The following is a 14,270-nucleotide window of genomic DNA, read 5'->3' on the forward strand; positions in this document are numbered from 1 at the left end:
TCAATCGGTATTTCTTCTAACTTTTATTTGAGCTGAACATGAAATTGCCACCCCAACAAATCAACATGCTCCTGGAAAAGATAGGTTTTACCGTCATCGACGACAATAAGAAAAAATACATCTGGCAGTATAAAAACGGTGAACCGCTGTTTGTGAACATGGAGGCTGTCTCGGGAACATCTGCGGTAGTGATTCACCCTCATTGGATGAGTCAAGTTTCGGAACTCCAAGCGATACCAGGAGTCATTCCAGGGGCCGATTACGTTCACCATAGCAATATGAACGTGTTTCCAAAGCGACTGAACCGAGGAATCAAGCCGATCCCCTACGGTTTGCCGATAACGTTGGAAGATGAAAGTTCTCTGCTTGGGCTCCTGGGCGTTCTGTACCCATCACTTGAGACTAAGCAGGTTGACTCATTGCCCCCTGCATCCGTGAGCGACACGCCTCCACAAGAAAGTCAATTTATCAGCCATTCTGAGTTGCTGGCTTGGTTTGAGCAACACACTGGGCAAGTGCTTACCTGGGAGCAACTCCAGCAAGCTCCCGGTACCGTTACGATCTCGGCTAAGGGTATCTATAAACCCAAGGAGCTCGTTTACGCGCTATCAATTAGCCAAAGGCTGGACAGTCCCTACAGCGATCAAAAGCCTGTCTATCAAGAGAACGGAAGCTGGCATTACTCCTACGCTCAAGAGGAATCCCCGCGTGGTGATTCCGCAAGTCTGTTTACTAACCTAGGGCTGAAGAAGTGCATGGATGATGGGGTGCCTGTAGCCGTTCTGGTGCAGCTCTCAAAGAAACCTAAAATTACGACGTACCGAATGCTAGGGCTGGCCAAAGTTATATCGTGGAAGGACGGCTTTTTTACCCTTGAGAGCACCACGTTGGCGGAAGATGGCATCAAGGCAAGCCCAACTGCCGAAGATCCGTCCAGCTATTCGCCAACAGGAGTCGAGGACAACCGCGAACGCACACTCAGGGAGATTACTAAGCGTCAGGGACAGGGAGCGTTTCGAAGTGGATTGCTTACCGCCTATGAGGGACGCTGCGCCATCACTGGGTCCTCAGTTAAGCAGGTGCTGGAAGCTGCGCATATCACCCCGTTTTTGGGGCCAGAAACTAATCATATTGGTAATGGGCTTCTACTACGCAGCGATCTACATACACTATGGGATAGAGGCTTAATTTATCTTTGTGAGGATCTCAAGTTACAGCTCAAACCGAGTCTAGAAACCTCTGAGTATTTCGATCTCGCGGGTAAGAAAATTAGGGCGCGAACGGGCGATGCTCCGGGGCTGTCTATGGGTGCAGTCCGCGCACATCGAGAGTGGTGTTCGAGTATTGACTGAGTACGACGGTAGATCCTATCTGAGGTTCGGTGTTGTTGGTTTAGCAATTCGACCAGCGTAATCCGATGCAATCGGTGGTCGGAGCGAATGCAAATGACTGGTCAGGTCGAGTGCACACAGCTGGTCGAGCGGAGTGCAATTACGCAGTTAAGCAAGGGGCCGAGACCCCTTAATTTATGCCGCGCGTCCCATGAGTTGGTTTTGCTCTTTGGCAGCTTTTGCCCTCTGCCGGTCGATATAGTCGGCCAGATCTTTGAGATGAATACCGAGTGCGGCTTTCTGGCTGTCAGCCCCCAGTCGAACAACAGGGATGTCGATTTCTCCGTCCAAACGTTTACGCTTAAACTTTTCAACGGTTAGGTGCATGTAGTCCTCGCAAACTCGATTGAGGGGAATGACGGCTTGGCCTTCGTATTGGGCCATCAACAGAAACAGTGTATTCATGCCGCGACTCCCAGTATGCCTATGCCCTGATCAGTGCTCGATTTGCTCCTGCCTCTTATCGGCCAGGGTGAAGCGACTGCGCCCACAACCTGCGAATACCCCGCCACAGGCTGCGCGGGCGGGCGATTCGGCGCGATTCGCGTGGCAGCAAAAGTGGCTGCCTCGCGCAGCTTTTCGTGGGGTATACGTGACTCGGCAGTGGCGCTGAAAAGAGCAATAATGCCTGCTGCTGCGCAGCAGAGACTGTTTGTTTCAGTCTTGTCGACTCCAGTGGTGATGCGGAGCAAAGCGGTGGATGTTTGGGTGATGTTATGGTCCATTTTCATGCCGCTTTGCTCCGGTGTTCGATAGCGAGTTGGTCCATCAGGCGCTGCTGAGGCGTGAGCCGTGCTTCGGTGGTGGCGAGAATCGGGCTCATGCAGCCTCCTTGACCAGGTCCGCGAGTAGCAGCGCGTAATGGGTGTCCTTGTGAAGTTTGCGCAGGGCGTCGTTGCCTATCATTGCGGCCAGTTGCCGGTCGAACTCCTTGCGAAAGCGAGTTAGCTCAAGCAACTCATTAGTCGCCTTGGTGCATTTTCCTTGCAGCTCACCGGCTGCCTGGGGAGTCAGGCGTAACGTTGGAATAGGACGATTCATGCTGCAGCCTCCTGAGCTTCTGGTTCCAGAAGGGCCGCAATGGCAAGTGCTTGATCACGGAGGGCGAGTGAATCGCGTTCGAGTTTTTTGCCGGTGCGAAAGGCGCTGAATGTATCGGCGGCGATTCTGAGCTTTTCAGCGATCGCCAGTAGGATTTGACGCTCCTGCTCGCCCAAATTTGAGGCTGCCAGTGCGCGCTCGTAGTAGCCGTACAGCTGCAAGCGTTCAGTACGGACTTGGAGTAGTGAGTGCTCCAGGCTACCAATGGCCTCCGAGTTGTCGGATTGTTGGATGGCTTTGCCTTCGTCGATGCCCTCAATGCGCCCATCTGTCAAGCCACCTCGGTAGCCGGTCCAGTAGAGAAGGGCGGCGCCGATGATGAGGCCGATGAGTGCGCAGATTTGAATTGCGGTCATGTGGTGTGCTCCTGGTGATTTTGCTTGGCTGGTGGTGGCAGCCGCTTGTTGGTTGTTTTTTCGTTGTCAGGTGTCCGATTTATCGTTTGACGGTCGAGGCATGTCTTCATCTGCCTTGTAGGCACGGATGTCGATCAACGCGGCAACGTGCTTGATATGGGCATACCGCAATGCCTTCACGCTTTCGTCGATAGTGGTCACCGGCAGTTGAATCCGCCCGCTGTTGATCGCTTCCGTGAACGTTTTTTCATTGAGGTTCTTGAAGTAGTGCAGACGCAGCTTTTCCAGTGGGATGAGCACGTCGCCGAAGAGGCGGTGCAGCATCTCAACGGTGGAGTTGTCCGGCGCTGGCAGTAGTCGTAGCGGTGTTTGGATGGCGTCATTCATGCGGCTGCTCTGCCTCCTTGCGTTTAAGTCGTGATGGGTGATTCCAGGCATTTAGGCAGTGACGTTTGGTCAATTCCCGCAGATGGTCAGGCACTTCAAGGAGTGCGGCATTACGCTCCTCGCGTGTGCGCATGGTGACGATCTGGCGGGCGTACTCCCTAGGCCACGTCACGGCTATATACCGGAATTTCTGATAGCTCCAGCCGCAGCTGTTCGGCCAACCAACGAATTCCCGGTTGTTTAACGCGTGTTGACTGGCTGTACTGCATGCCGAGTTGGTGGTGGAACCAGTTGCTGTCTTTGACCCGTAGGTACTCGCGGTCGCGGTTTGGGTAAACGGGCAGGTTCCGCTCGTTGAGCAGGCTCTTTTCCCGCATGAGACTGATCAGCTTGGGGCGAGTTAGCCCCAATTGTGTGGCGGCTTGGGCAAGAGTGCGTTCCATACCACCCCCCTCAAGCGGCATGCGCGGCGGGTGTCGCTGCCACAGCCAGGTGGTTGATGGACTCGGTCACTTTCTCGAAGATCTCGATATCGCTGCCGTACAGGGTGAAGCATTTGGTGCGCGGGTTTTTTTTACCGATGCTCATGATGGTGGTGACACCAGAGCGGGTTTTAGTGCGATGCAACGCGACATGGAGGGGCAGCTCAAAACCCATTTCGAGGCTTACCACGCCACCGGTGCGCACTAGCTCGAACACTTCTTGCTTATGCTCGATATCGAAGCGGGCGTACTGGCGGCTGGCGTGCGGGACGTTCAGCAGGTCGGCTGCATTACTGACATCAATAGTTCCGTTGACGATCTCCTCAATGAAGTCTGCCAGCTTGAGGTGCATCTTTTTTTCATTCGGCAAGGTCAGCGTGTGCCGCTCGCTGCCCGGCTCAACGACGAAGAGAGTGTCCGAAACGTTGCGCTCCACCTTGAGACGAAACGCTAGGGCTTCGCGTTTGGGGGCTGACCTGAGTACGTGATTGAAGGTGCCGCTTAGGTTGACCTGAGCGTTGAGCAATTGAAGGGCGCGATTGTCAAATTTGAACTTGCTCATGCTGCAAACCCTCCGCCGTTCGGGTCGAACAGCATGGGCGCGGTGCGGGATTTCTGTTTGGGTTTTGAAGGGATGAATGCGCAGCCGGATTCGCGAGCTAAACGGCGAATCTCGAAGATGCGGGTGGGATCAGCAGCGGCCGGGTGGACGTGCAGAGTGGCTGTGGTGTGCATGGTGTTGCCTCGCTCTGTGGTGGAAGAGTGAGTAAAATATCAACCACTGGTTGATTAATGTCAATTCGGTTGATGAATATTTTTCTGAGTGGCACTGCGCTATCATCGAAAAATCAAATCGTCCAAACATTTCAGGGTAGTGGGGTGGGTAGATGGAAGTAATAGACGACGAACTCGATGATAAATTTTGGCTAATTCCTACAGATCAGCTTTTAGCGGTTTCCGAAGATTTGGAGAAAAGATGTAATACGGCGGGCATCACCTTTAACGTAGAAGCTGATGAGGATGGTGACGGTGAGTATACTTTTGGCTTTAAGTCAGGGCGTGGTGTTAGGAAAGTAATGTTCTGGGATCAAAATGACTTGCTCAGATTGGCTGCACATGACTTCGAAAAGTATATTTTCATAAGCGGGATGCAAGCAATCTGCAATTATGAAGATGGTATTATCGAGGTGTTGATAGAGCCTGCGGGACAAAATCCAATAGGTGATGTCTTTAAAAAAATCTTCGGCTGTTCAATTAGGGATGCGAGAAGAACGAAGCCTGTTTTGAAAGTTTTTCAGAGTGAGAAAGATGGGCCAAGAGTTGTAATTGGTCATCCTTCGGATCTCTGCAAAATTCTTACGGGACACGGTACTGTCTCAACATTATCTCTGAAAATATCTAATATAAAAATCGCCCATCACGATGAAACTCTGGAGCGACTGAATAATATTGCCGGTGCATTGTTGTTTCAGTTAGATCTGGAGAGTGGGGTTCCTTTGGTTTTGAAGCGTCAGAGGGAGCCAAGGGAGTATAGAAGACTAGCCAAAGTCGAAAAACTGCCTGATTTGAAATTTCCAACGTCTGAGTTCGAATCAGCACCGTTGTCCCTTTACTGGTATGGTCGGAGCGCTGTAGGTATGCCGCTCCTGCAGTTTTTAGCGTTTTACCAAGTCATCGAGTTTTACTATCCTCGTTATGCTGAGTACGAAGCGCATAGAAAGCTAAAGGCTGTATTGAAACACCCAACGTTCCGTGGTGATCGTGATTCAGATGTTGCGAAGCTTCTGAACGTTATTTCCGTAAGTAGAAGTGGGGCTTTTGGGGACGAGAGATCACAGTTGCGAGCAACGTTAGATGAATGTCTCCATAATGACGAGCTTAGAAGGTTTTTGTTGGAAAATCCCGAAAGAGAGCAGTTCTATTCAAATAAAGCCAAAAGCGCTTATCACAAAGTATCTCTTGCTGGAGATGAAGCGGAGCTTCGGGCGGATGTTGCGCGTCGTATATATGACATTAGGTGCAAAATCGTTCATACGAAGTCAGATACTAGGGACGTGGAGGTTGAGTTACTTCTTCCATACTCTAAAGAGGCCGATCAACTAAAGCATGAGATTGAGTTGGTTCAATTTGTGGCGCAGCAAGTTTTAATTGCGGGTAGCATGCCGATAGGGAAATATTAGTTGGCGGGGATTTTATTCTGGTATAAATGATCCTACTACTTTTCCGCAAATATGTGTTTCTTCCGTGATATCAATGATTGGATATTGCGGGTTAATCGGTCTGAGAAACTGACGCCCAGCATCTTCTACTAAAATCTTAAAGGTAGCTTCATTCGTGCGTGGAACTCTGGCAATTACGCGGTCGCCCGTTTTAGTTTCTGCTTCGGGATCAACAAATAAGATGCAGCCAGCCGGATAGCTACGACCAGGCCCAGGATTCGTCATCGAATCGCCAAGAACCTTCAGCGCATATCCGTGGTTGCTAATTGGAACTGGACATGAAAGCCAAGCGTCGGCTTCGTAAGACTCAAAATTTGATATGGCCTCGCTCCAGGCTCCCGCCTGAACCCACGAAATCAATGGAACCTTGCCAAAGCGCTGGTTAATTTCACTAACGTTACTCTCGCCACTGACTACCAACTGACGCACATTGCTTTCACCGGACTGTTCCTTCGGCAATACGCCGTATTCTAGCCACTCTCGGCGTACTTTCAGCCAAGAGCAAAGGGCAACCATGCTGTCTGCTTCGGCTATGGCTTCCCCGTTTAGCCATTTGCTGACGGCCTGAGTCGTCTTGTTGACCCCCAAACTTTTCAACATGCGATGGATGTCCACGCCACGTCCCCGCCTGCGGATGCCGGCATCGTCGAGTGCTTCGTGTAAGCGCGAACTAAAAGCGGCGCGGAGTGCATTTTTATCAACCATGGGTTGAGAGTGCCACGGAGCTTGCACAATAGTCAGTTGATCTTTAATATCAACCTCGAGTTGATAAGTGGAGGTTGCCATGTTGAACCCCGAAGATTTTCCTAATGCCATTGCGTTCGCCTTTGAGGCCGTAGGCGGAATTGGAGCAGCTGCCAAGGTTTGCGAAAGAAGCTATCAGGCGCTGAATAAGTGGCGCTTGGCGGCATGTCTGCCACGAACCGATTACACCGGTGAAACCAAATACGCTGTGCTCTTGGCATCAGCAGCAAAGCAGAAGGGCAATGGCTTCGACTCAGCTTGGTTGCTGAGCTCATCTTCACCGCAGAAAGCTGCTGCTTAGGCAGAAAAAAGGCGACCCAAGGGTCGCCAGTTCCTCCCGACACACACCACCACAGTGCTGTCGGGTCGCGATAAAGAACGACGGGCACACCACATGCAAACCGTCGATTTTTACCGCGCTTTCCAAGGCACGGATGCCTTGGTGTTGCTGCCTTTTCCACCACAGATTGGGCAGCTGTTGCGCCAGAGGTGAACGACGGATCGTTCGCTTCGGCACGGTGCCGGTGTCGATCCTGAAGATCTAGCCGGCGTTTGGGCCCTTTCAAGCCACGCGGCAAATGTATCACCACTGCATGTCGCGTGGCTCTGGCAACTTACAAGGATTAATGCCATGAGCCGAATCGCTCTGAGTTGTGTAGAACGTGCGCAGCGGGAAATCCTGCCGCTCGATCTAGCGCTTTACCATGCTGCTCGGGACTACCCCGGCGGCGCCGCTGCAATTGCCGCCACCACCGGCAGAAACGCCACAACGTTGCAGCACAAGCTATCTCCCACGCATCCAAGCCACTCCGTGAACATTCAGGAATTCGGCGAGATCCTGGAGCTGACTAAGGACCGTCGCATTCTGGATGCGGTGCATGCGTTGGTGGGGGATACGACTTGGCAGGAATTGGCAGAGGCGTATACCAGCGATATGCCCGAAACCTTGACCACCGGTATAGCCGAGTATTTTCGGCAGGTAGCAGACTTGGCTGATACCTGGGCCAAGAGCATCGGCGACGGCGTGGTGACGGACCACGAACTCGCCGCGATTCGCCTGCAGGTGTTTCGCGGCATTCAAGGGCTGCTGGGGATGTTCAATCGCGCCACCTACGTGAATCAAACAACGCGGGGTGCCGACCATGGCTGACATCGCTGATTTTGCGAATGACCTGGTGCAGGAGCGGCTTGATCAAGCGCTGGCTGCACGCAACGCCGCAAAACCTGCCTTGGTGGCGCATTCGTTTCTGTTCTGTGAAGGTTGCGATGAGCCTATTCCGGAGCTGCGTCGATTGGCCCTGCCGGGCTGTACCCGATGCGTGAGATGCCAGTCCATCGACGAATGGCGGGAGTCCCGGCATGCTCAATGAGGTATTGAATCAATTCGCAGATTACGGGCTTGAGCCTGAACAACCGCTGATCTTCGGTAAGCTCACCCGCTGCAAAACCACCCAGGACAAGGGTAAGGAAAAAAACGGCTGGTATGTCGTCCACGAGCATCACACCGAGAAGAACGAAACGCTGATCTTCGGCAGCTTCGGTGACTGGCGTTCGGGCGAGTCACAAAAGATCAAGGTAAAGGCCGGCCGTATGAGTCTGGAAGAGCGCGAAGTCATGCGTGCTCGGCAGGAAGACGCCAAACGTAAGGCTGCAGAGGTGTCAGCCAACGCGACACGGCGAGCAGCCAACCGTGCCGCTGGTTTGTTCAAGCGCATGCCGGAAAAGGGCAAGAGCACCTATCTGGATCGAAAACAGATCGTTGGATTCAAGGTTCGCTACGCGCCACGTACCGGCGCATTTTTGGTGCCTATGTGCAACGTGCGGGACCAGATCGTCGGCCTGCAGGTGATCTACCCGGCAAAGCAAGAAGACACTGGTCGCGACAAAGCCTATTGGCCCTACGGCATGTCGAAAGAGGGCGCGTTCCATTTGATCGGCCCGCACCCTGAACCGGGTGAGCCCGTGCTTGTGTGCGAGGGATACGCCACAGGCGCCAGTCTGCACATGGCGACCTCGCTTACGGTTGCCATTGCCTTCGACGCGGGCAACTTGCTACCTGTTTCCAAAGCCATGCGTGAGCGTTTCCCCGGTTGCCCGCTGATCCTCTGCCGAGACGATGACTGGAAGACAAAGCGTCCAAATAACGAGCCATGGAACCCTGGTGAGGAAAAGGCCAATAACGCGGCACTGATCGTCGGTGGTCAGGTGGTCGCGCCGGTCTTCTCGGGCGAGCGCGAAATCAAGTGGACTGACTTCAACGATCTGCATATTGCGGAAGGGTTGGAGGTTGTCCGCCGCCAGGTGTTGGCGGTGGTCAAACCTCCCGCAGCTGGTGGTTGGAAGGATCAACTGGCTCGCACCGAAAACGGCTCCTTGATAGCGCATATGCAAAACGTCGAACTGATACTGGGCAATGACGAACGCTGGGCTGGCGTCATTGGTTACAGCGTATTCAGCTCTAAAATCGTCAAGCTTCGGTCCGCTCCCTTTGGCGGTGGTGCCGGCGACTGGGCCGACATCGATGACATGCGGGTGATGAAGTGGCTCGCGCAGCAATACAACCTGCGAGTCAAAGCGTCCCATGTGATTGAGGCGGTCAGCGTTGTGGCCCACGACCATTCGTTTCACCCGGTGCGTGAATACCTCGAAAAGCTCGAATGGGACCGCATACCTCGGTTGGAGACCTGGCTAACGGATGTGCTCGGGGTCCAGGCCAATGAGTACTCGGCCAAAGTCGGTAAGCGCTGGCCGATCTCGGCAGTGGCTCGGGTGATGCGCCCTGGCTGCAAGGCTGACTCGGTGATGATTCTTGAGGGCGGGCAGGGTGAAGGTAAGTCCACGGCAATGGGCATCCTCGGTGGCGAGTGGTTCATGGATACGCCTTTCGCTCTCGGCGACAAGGACAGCTTCCAGGCGATTCGCGGCAAGTGGATCGTCGAACTTGGGGAGTTGGACAGCTTCAACAAGGCGGAAAGTACCAAGGCCAAGCAGTTCTTTTCCGCATCCACTGACACCTACCGCGAAAGCTACGGCCGCAGAACGAACGATGTGCCACGCCAGTGTGTGTTCGTGGGTACGACTAACCAAGAGGAATACCTCAAGGACGCCACAGGTAACCGGCGTTACTGGCCAGTGTTCTGCAAGAAGGTCGATCTGGAAGCGCTGCGTGAGATTCGCGACCAGCTCTGGGCTGAAGCGGTGTTCTGTTTCGAGGCTGGCGATATCTGGTGGGTGACGAAGGATGAGTCTTGGATGTTCGCCGAGGCACAGGACGAGCGCTTTGTTGTTGACGAGTGGGAGGGACCGATCCTGACCTGGTTAGAGGAGTCACAGATTGGCGAAACCGCTACTGGTAACGAGATCCTGACCCAGGCTCTCAAGTTGGACTTCGGCCATTGGGGCAAGCCGGAGCAGATGCGGGTCGGTGCGATTATGCATCGCCTGGGCTGGCGGAAGAAGCGCATGCCCGCTTTGGCAAAGAGCGGCATCAGGCAGTGGGCCTATCAGAAGCCTGCGACATGGGGGCGTGGATCTGCATTGCAGGCACCCCTGGTAGAGGAGCCTTGTTTTGATTAAGAAGATCGATTCGCTGCTTCGGTTGTGGGCTCAGGAGCTGCATTCCGACTTCTCGATAGGGGGGCTTGCTGGGGGGAACATGGTTGCCATGATGATGGAGAGCAATGGGCAACTGATCCGGGGGCGACGTGCCTTCCGTGCGCCTTTGGAGAGTTCTTTGGACATTGAGCTGATCGTGAACAAGCATCTTGCGTCCGAGCTGGTGACGGTGGTGCGGGAGCATTACTGCACGCTCGATGTGGATATGCGCCTGCGTTACGCCCATTGCGGTTGTGGCCGAGACACGTATTACCAGCGCTTGCATGATGCACATCTTCAGATTTTCGGCTTAATGATGGGGATGGCTGCGTGACCCCTGGTATTACTCTGCGTGCCACTGTCCTACTGTCGGGCCTTGTCCGACTGCTATTTAGAGCAGTCGGACAAGTGCAGGCCGCGCCGTTATTGGGCTGTCCTGCTGTCCAACCTCTACCAGCCCCATGCACACGTAAGCATAGCGGGCACGTATTCGCGCCCATGGCGCGTATGCGTGTTTTTAGTTTTCTCTCTATACACAAGAGAAAGTTAAATAAAAGTAGGACAGTAGGGCAGAGCCCCGAATTTAGGCGCCTGTAGCTGTCCTACTTCGACTCTGCATAGTGGGACAGGTAGGACAGGGCACCAGAAGCGATAGCCGATTGAATGCGTTGTACCTGCGTTGTACCTGCGTCATACCCGCGTTGCACCCGTATTGCTCCATGGCATTAAAACTCGCTTGCTGCCACCGGAATCCACCTGTAAAAAGTACCCATCTTCGATAGGTGCGACCGCAAAGAGCGGCAGGCACCACACACCAAACCCGGCCATTGCGCCGGGTTTTTGCGTTTATGGGGTAGGGCGATGACGAACGAGCAGCAAGCACTGGCAGAGATGCCGATCTGGTTAGTGATCGTCCTGGCCTTGGTCGGCGGCGTGTCGGGCGAGATGTGGCGAGCAGACAAGGACGGCGCGCGGGGCTGGGCGTTGTTGAGGCGCCTGGCACTTCGGTCTGGTGCCTGCATTGTCTGCGGGGTGTCGGCGATGATGCTAATGATCGGCGCGGGTATGACGATCTGGACGGCCGGCAGCTTGGGTTGCCTGACCGCGATGGCCGGCGCTGATGTCGCCATCGGTCTTTACGAACGTTGGGCCGCCAAGCGGCTGGGCGTTTCCGAAGTGCCACCTGCCAGTGGCGAACAGGGGTGAAGAAACGTGGCGGGTAGCCGAAAACCGCCGGGGACCCTGGGGTTATCCGGTGGGTACGGGGTCGGAAACCCGCGGGAAGTTGTTAGCGGCAGGGTTGCCAGCTTACTGAAATTCAATCCATTGAAATCGAAAGGTTCCATTGAAAAGCCGTTGAAAAGGAGGGCTTATGACAGAACCAATGTACCTGTCAAAGAGCGCCTTCGCGGCTCGTATCGGCAGGGCGCCCAGCTACATCACCTGGTTGAAAAACAACAACCGCCTGGTGCTGACCGCCGATGGTAAACAGGTTGATGTCTCTGCCAGCGAAGCGTTGATTCGCGACACCGCTGACCCAAGCAAAACCGCCGTTGCTGATCGCCACCACAAAGACCGGCTTCAGCGTGACGTTTACAGTCAGCTATCCAGCCAGGCTGAACCGACTTCAACGGCTGCGCCACCGATCGCGATTACCCCTGCGGGGCAGCTCCCCGACTTTCAGAAGGCCCGCGCACTCCGCGAACACAACCTGGCACAGCTCGCCGAGATCGAGTTGCACAAAGCCAAAGGCTCGCTGGTGGCTCTGTCGGCAGTTCAGACCAGTGCCTACAACGCGGGTCGCATGCTGCGCGATCAACTGCTGGGCATGCCTCCACAACTGGCTCCGGAACTGGCCTCCATGACTGACCCTTGGGAAATCGAGAAGCACCTCACGGCGGCGATCCGTCGCTCTCTGGAAGACGCCGAACGGATGTCTTCAGCGGACCTTGAACACGCACTAACCACGAGTTAAGCCCATGCCCACTGGATTTCCTGACGGTGCAGAGGTGTACCGCGAGGCGTATTTCCGTGGGCTACGGCCCGACCCGGATGTCTGGATCGATCAGTGGGCCGACGAGTACATGCGGATCCCGCGTGACACCGGCGCCGCTGAACCGGGCCAGTACCGCACCTCGCGTACGCCGTATGCCCGCGAGCCCATGCGTTGCCTGTCGCCGGCTCACCCCTGCAAGCGCGTGATCACCATGGTCGCGTCGCAGCTGATGAAAACCCAGATCGGATTGAATTGGATCGGCGGCCTGATGCACATGGCGCCGTCAAATATCCTGGCACTATTGCCGAGCCTCGGCCTGGCCAAACGGGTGTCCTCGCGGATCGGCAAAACGATCAAGGCGACGCCGGTGTTGCGTGAGCGTGTGGCGGCCAACCGCTCGCGGGATTCGCGCAACACCATGGACACCAAGGAGTTCGAGGGCGGTACGTTGTACGTGACCACCGCCGGCTCGGCCGCCAACTTGTCGGAGCTGTCAGCACGCTACGTTTACGGCGACGAGATCGACCGCTGGGAGGTGGACATCGGCGAGGAGGGTGACCCCATCGAGCTGGCAGAAACCCGGGGCAGTACCTTTGGCCGCAACGCCAAGTTTTACTTCTCCAGCTCGCCGACGATCAAAGGCGCCTCGCGAATCTCCGACCTGTTCGACGGCAGCGACCAGCGTCACTACTACGTGCCATGCCCGACGTGTGGGTACATGCAAATCCTTGAGTGGGAGCGGCTGCACTACTCGCCGGACTTCAGCGTGGTGCATTACCAGTGCGCCGGACCTGACTGTGACGTGCTGATCGAGGAGTACCACAAGGGCGAAATGCTCGCCAACGGCGAATGGCGCGCTCACGCCGAAGGCGACGGCGAGACGGTGGGCTTCCACCTCAACGCGTTGTATTCGCCGCTGGGTTGGATGGACTGGAAGTCACTGTCCAAGCAATTCGAGAAGGCAAAAAAGGCCCAGGCCAAAGGCGATCTTGAACCCATGCAGGTGTTCTACAACACTCGTTTGGCGAAAGTGTGGGACGCGGCGCAAGAGCAGACCAAAGCGGATGTGCTCAGGCAGCGGGCGCGGTTGGAAGACTTTACGCTCGGTTCGTTGCCGGCGGCAGTGATGATGATCACCGGTGCCGTCGACGTTCAGGCCAACCGGCTGGAATTCATGGCCATGGGTTGGGGTGCCGGCATGGAGCGCTGGGTTGTTGATTTCCAGATCGTCTCGGGCGATCCCGCCGACGAGCGCACCTGGGCGGCTCTGGATGAATTGCTCAAGGCTAAATATCGCCATCCGTGCGGTGTTGGCTTGGGCATTCTGGCCACCGCTGTCGACTCCGGCGGTCACCACACCGATGAGGTTTACCAGTTCTGCCGTGTTCGTCGCTGGCGCAACGTGTTCGCCATCAAAGGTGCAAGCAAACCCGGCAAGCCGGTCATTGCTCAACGCCCGTCCATGGTCGACGTGACCTGGAAAGGCCAGACCGAACGCAACGGCGCCGAGCTGTGGTTCGTCGGTACTGACACCGCGAAGGACTGGATCTACAACCGCTACCCGTTCGAGTCCGGGCCGGGCGCGTTGCATTTTGCCAATGACCTGCCGGATGACTTCTTCGAACAGTGCGTCGCAGAGCGCAAGGTCGTGCGCTACGTGCGCGGTCACAAGCGCATCGAGTGGGTCAAGGGCAAAGCCGAGCGCAACGAAGCGCTCGACCTGATGGTGTATTGCCTGGCCATGGCGCATTACCTGGGCCTGAATCGCTACAAGGAGCACGACTGGGAGCGCGTGCGTCAGTCCCTGGCGCAGTCCGGACTGTTTGACGAAGCCTTGGGCATCAAGCCCGTTCAAGGCGAACGGGTCGATAGTCCTAGTCCAGCAATACCGACTCGGCAACCGGCGTCACCACCCGCTGTTCCGGTCGTGCAACCGCGCCCCGCAGCAACACCACCTCAACGCCGCAGTTCCACCAGCGGTTACCTGAAGAGACGTTGAT

18 protein-coding genes are annotated in these 14,270 nt (G+C 55.4%); 10 read left to right on the top strand and 8 right to left on the bottom strand.

Annotated elements, in window-relative coordinates; all coding sequences use genetic code 11:
• The first annotated feature begins 38 nt into the window (after positions 1–38).
• Positions 39–1,352 carry a DUF2002 family protein gene (locus BLU63_RS22020; protein WP_083376207.1) on the top strand — a complete coding sequence of 438 codons (1,314 nt, stop codon included), beginning with the start codon at positions 39–41 and terminating at the stop codon, positions 1,350–1,352.
• A 174-nt stretch (positions 1,353–1,526) separates the two neighbouring features.
• On the opposite strand, the gene BLU63_RS22025 is transcribed toward BLU63_RS22020, so the two are convergent.
• The 7 genes from BLU63_RS22025 to BLU63_RS33070 all read right to left on the bottom strand — a co-directional run bounded on the left by BLU63_RS22025 (position 1,527) and on the right by BLU63_RS33070 (position 4,452).
• Positions 1,527–1,796 carry a pyocin activator PrtN family protein gene (locus BLU63_RS22025; RefSeq protein ID WP_083376208.1) on the bottom strand — a complete coding sequence of 90 codons (270 nt, stop codon included), beginning with the start codon at positions 1,794–1,796 and terminating at the stop codon, positions 1,527–1,529.
• A 414-nt stretch (positions 1,797–2,210) separates the two neighbouring features.
• Positions 2,211–2,432, bottom strand: a complete 222-nt coding sequence (locus BLU63_RS22035; protein WP_083376210.1) for a hypothetical protein — start codon at positions 2,430–2,432, stop codon at positions 2,211–2,213.
• On the bottom strand, positions 2,429–2,848 hold the full coding sequence (locus BLU63_RS22040; protein WP_083376211.1) for a hypothetical protein: 420 nt from the start codon (positions 2,846–2,848) through the stop codon (positions 2,429–2,431). Before BLU63_RS22040 ends, BLU63_RS22035 begins: the two co-directional genes overlap by 4 nt.
• 66 nt (positions 2,849–2,914) lie before the next feature.
• Positions 2,915–3,235: a pyocin activator PrtN family protein gene (locus BLU63_RS22045; protein WP_083376212.1), complete on the bottom strand. Its 321-nt coding sequence runs from the start codon at positions 3,233–3,235 to the stop codon at positions 2,915–2,917.
• A gap of 158 nt (positions 3,236–3,393) precedes the next feature.
• A complete protein-coding gene (locus tag BLU63_RS22055) occupies positions 3,394–3,678 on the bottom strand; it encodes a phage antirepressor KilAC domain-containing protein (RefSeq protein WP_083376214.1) in 285 nt (94 codons plus the stop codon).
• Positions 3,679–3,688: 10 nt separating this feature from the next.
• Positions 3,689–4,279 carry a hypothetical protein gene (locus tag BLU63_RS22060; RefSeq protein ID WP_083376215.1) on the bottom strand — a complete coding sequence of 197 codons (591 nt, stop codon included), beginning with the start codon at positions 4,277–4,279 and terminating at the stop codon, positions 3,689–3,691.
• Complete coding sequence (locus BLU63_RS33070) at positions 4,276–4,452, bottom strand: hypothetical protein (RefSeq protein ID WP_167362279.1); 177 nt, start codon at positions 4,450–4,452, stop codon at positions 4,276–4,278. Before BLU63_RS33070 ends, BLU63_RS22060 begins: the two co-directional genes overlap by 4 nt.
• 152 nt (positions 4,453–4,604) lie before the next feature.
• Here BLU63_RS33070 and BLU63_RS22065 point away from each other — a divergent pair, with 152 nt between their 5' ends.
• Complete coding sequence (locus tag BLU63_RS22065) at positions 4,605–5,897, top strand: FHA domain-containing protein (RefSeq protein ID WP_083376216.1); 1,293 nt, start codon at positions 4,605–4,607, stop codon at positions 5,895–5,897.
• 12 nt (positions 5,898–5,909) lie between these two features.
• On the opposite strand, the gene BLU63_RS22070 is transcribed toward BLU63_RS22065, so the two are convergent.
• A complete protein-coding gene (locus BLU63_RS22070) occupies positions 5,910–6,641 on the bottom strand; it encodes a LexA family protein (RefSeq protein ID WP_083377291.1) in 732 nt (243 codons plus the stop codon).
• 79 nt (positions 6,642–6,720) lie between these two features.
• Here BLU63_RS22070 and BLU63_RS22075 point away from each other — a divergent pair, with 79 nt between their 5' ends.
• From BLU63_RS22075 to BLU63_RS22110, 8 genes are all read left to right on the top strand, one after another.
• The gene (locus BLU63_RS22075; protein ID WP_083376217.1) at positions 6,721–6,981 is read left to right on the top strand and encodes a hypothetical protein; all 261 of its coding nucleotides are present in this window, start codon (positions 6,721–6,723) and stop codon (positions 6,979–6,981) included.
• Between the two features lie 330 nt (positions 6,982–7,311).
• Positions 7,312–7,830 carry a phage regulatory CII family protein gene (locus BLU63_RS22080; RefSeq protein ID WP_083376218.1) on the top strand — a complete coding sequence of 173 codons (519 nt, stop codon included), beginning with the start codon at positions 7,312–7,314 and terminating at the stop codon, positions 7,828–7,830.
• Positions 7,823–8,050: a TraR/DksA family transcriptional regulator gene (locus BLU63_RS22085; protein WP_083376219.1), complete on the top strand. Its 228-nt coding sequence runs from the start codon at positions 7,823–7,825 to the stop codon at positions 8,048–8,050. The genes BLU63_RS22080 and BLU63_RS22085 overlap by 8 nt, the downstream gene beginning before the upstream one ends.
• Positions 8,040–10,256 (top strand): VapE domain-containing protein, encoded by a 2,217-nt coding sequence (locus BLU63_RS22090; RefSeq protein WP_083376220.1) that lies wholly within the window; start codon positions 8,040–8,042, stop codon positions 10,254–10,256. Before BLU63_RS22085 ends, BLU63_RS22090 begins: the two co-directional genes overlap by 11 nt.
• Entirely contained in the window at positions 10,249–10,608 is a 360-nt protein-coding gene (locus tag BLU63_RS22095) for a PA0613 family protein (protein ID WP_083376221.1), read from the top strand. The genes BLU63_RS22090 and BLU63_RS22095 overlap by 8 nt, the downstream gene beginning before the upstream one ends.
• Before the next feature lie 527 nt (positions 10,609–11,135).
• The gene (locus BLU63_RS22100; RefSeq protein ID WP_083376222.1) at positions 11,136–11,480 is read left to right on the top strand and encodes a phage holin family protein; all 345 of its coding nucleotides are present in this window, start codon (positions 11,136–11,138) and stop codon (positions 11,478–11,480) included.
• Between the two features lie 166 nt (positions 11,481–11,646).
• The gene (locus tag BLU63_RS22105; RefSeq protein WP_083376223.1) at positions 11,647–12,249 is read left to right on the top strand and encodes a terminase small subunit; all 603 of its coding nucleotides are present in this window, start codon (positions 11,647–11,649) and stop codon (positions 12,247–12,249) included.
• Between the two features lie 4 nt (positions 12,250–12,253).
• A complete protein-coding gene (locus BLU63_RS22110) occupies positions 12,254–14,269 on the top strand; it encodes a phage terminase large subunit family protein (protein WP_083376224.1) in 2,016 nt (671 codons plus the stop codon).
• Position 14,270: the final 1 nt, after the last annotated feature.

It is taken from the genome of Pseudomonas mandelii, from assembly GCF_900106065.1.
Lineage (GTDB): Bacteria > Pseudomonadota > Gammaproteobacteria > Pseudomonadales > Pseudomonadaceae > Aquipseudomonas > Aquipseudomonas mandelii.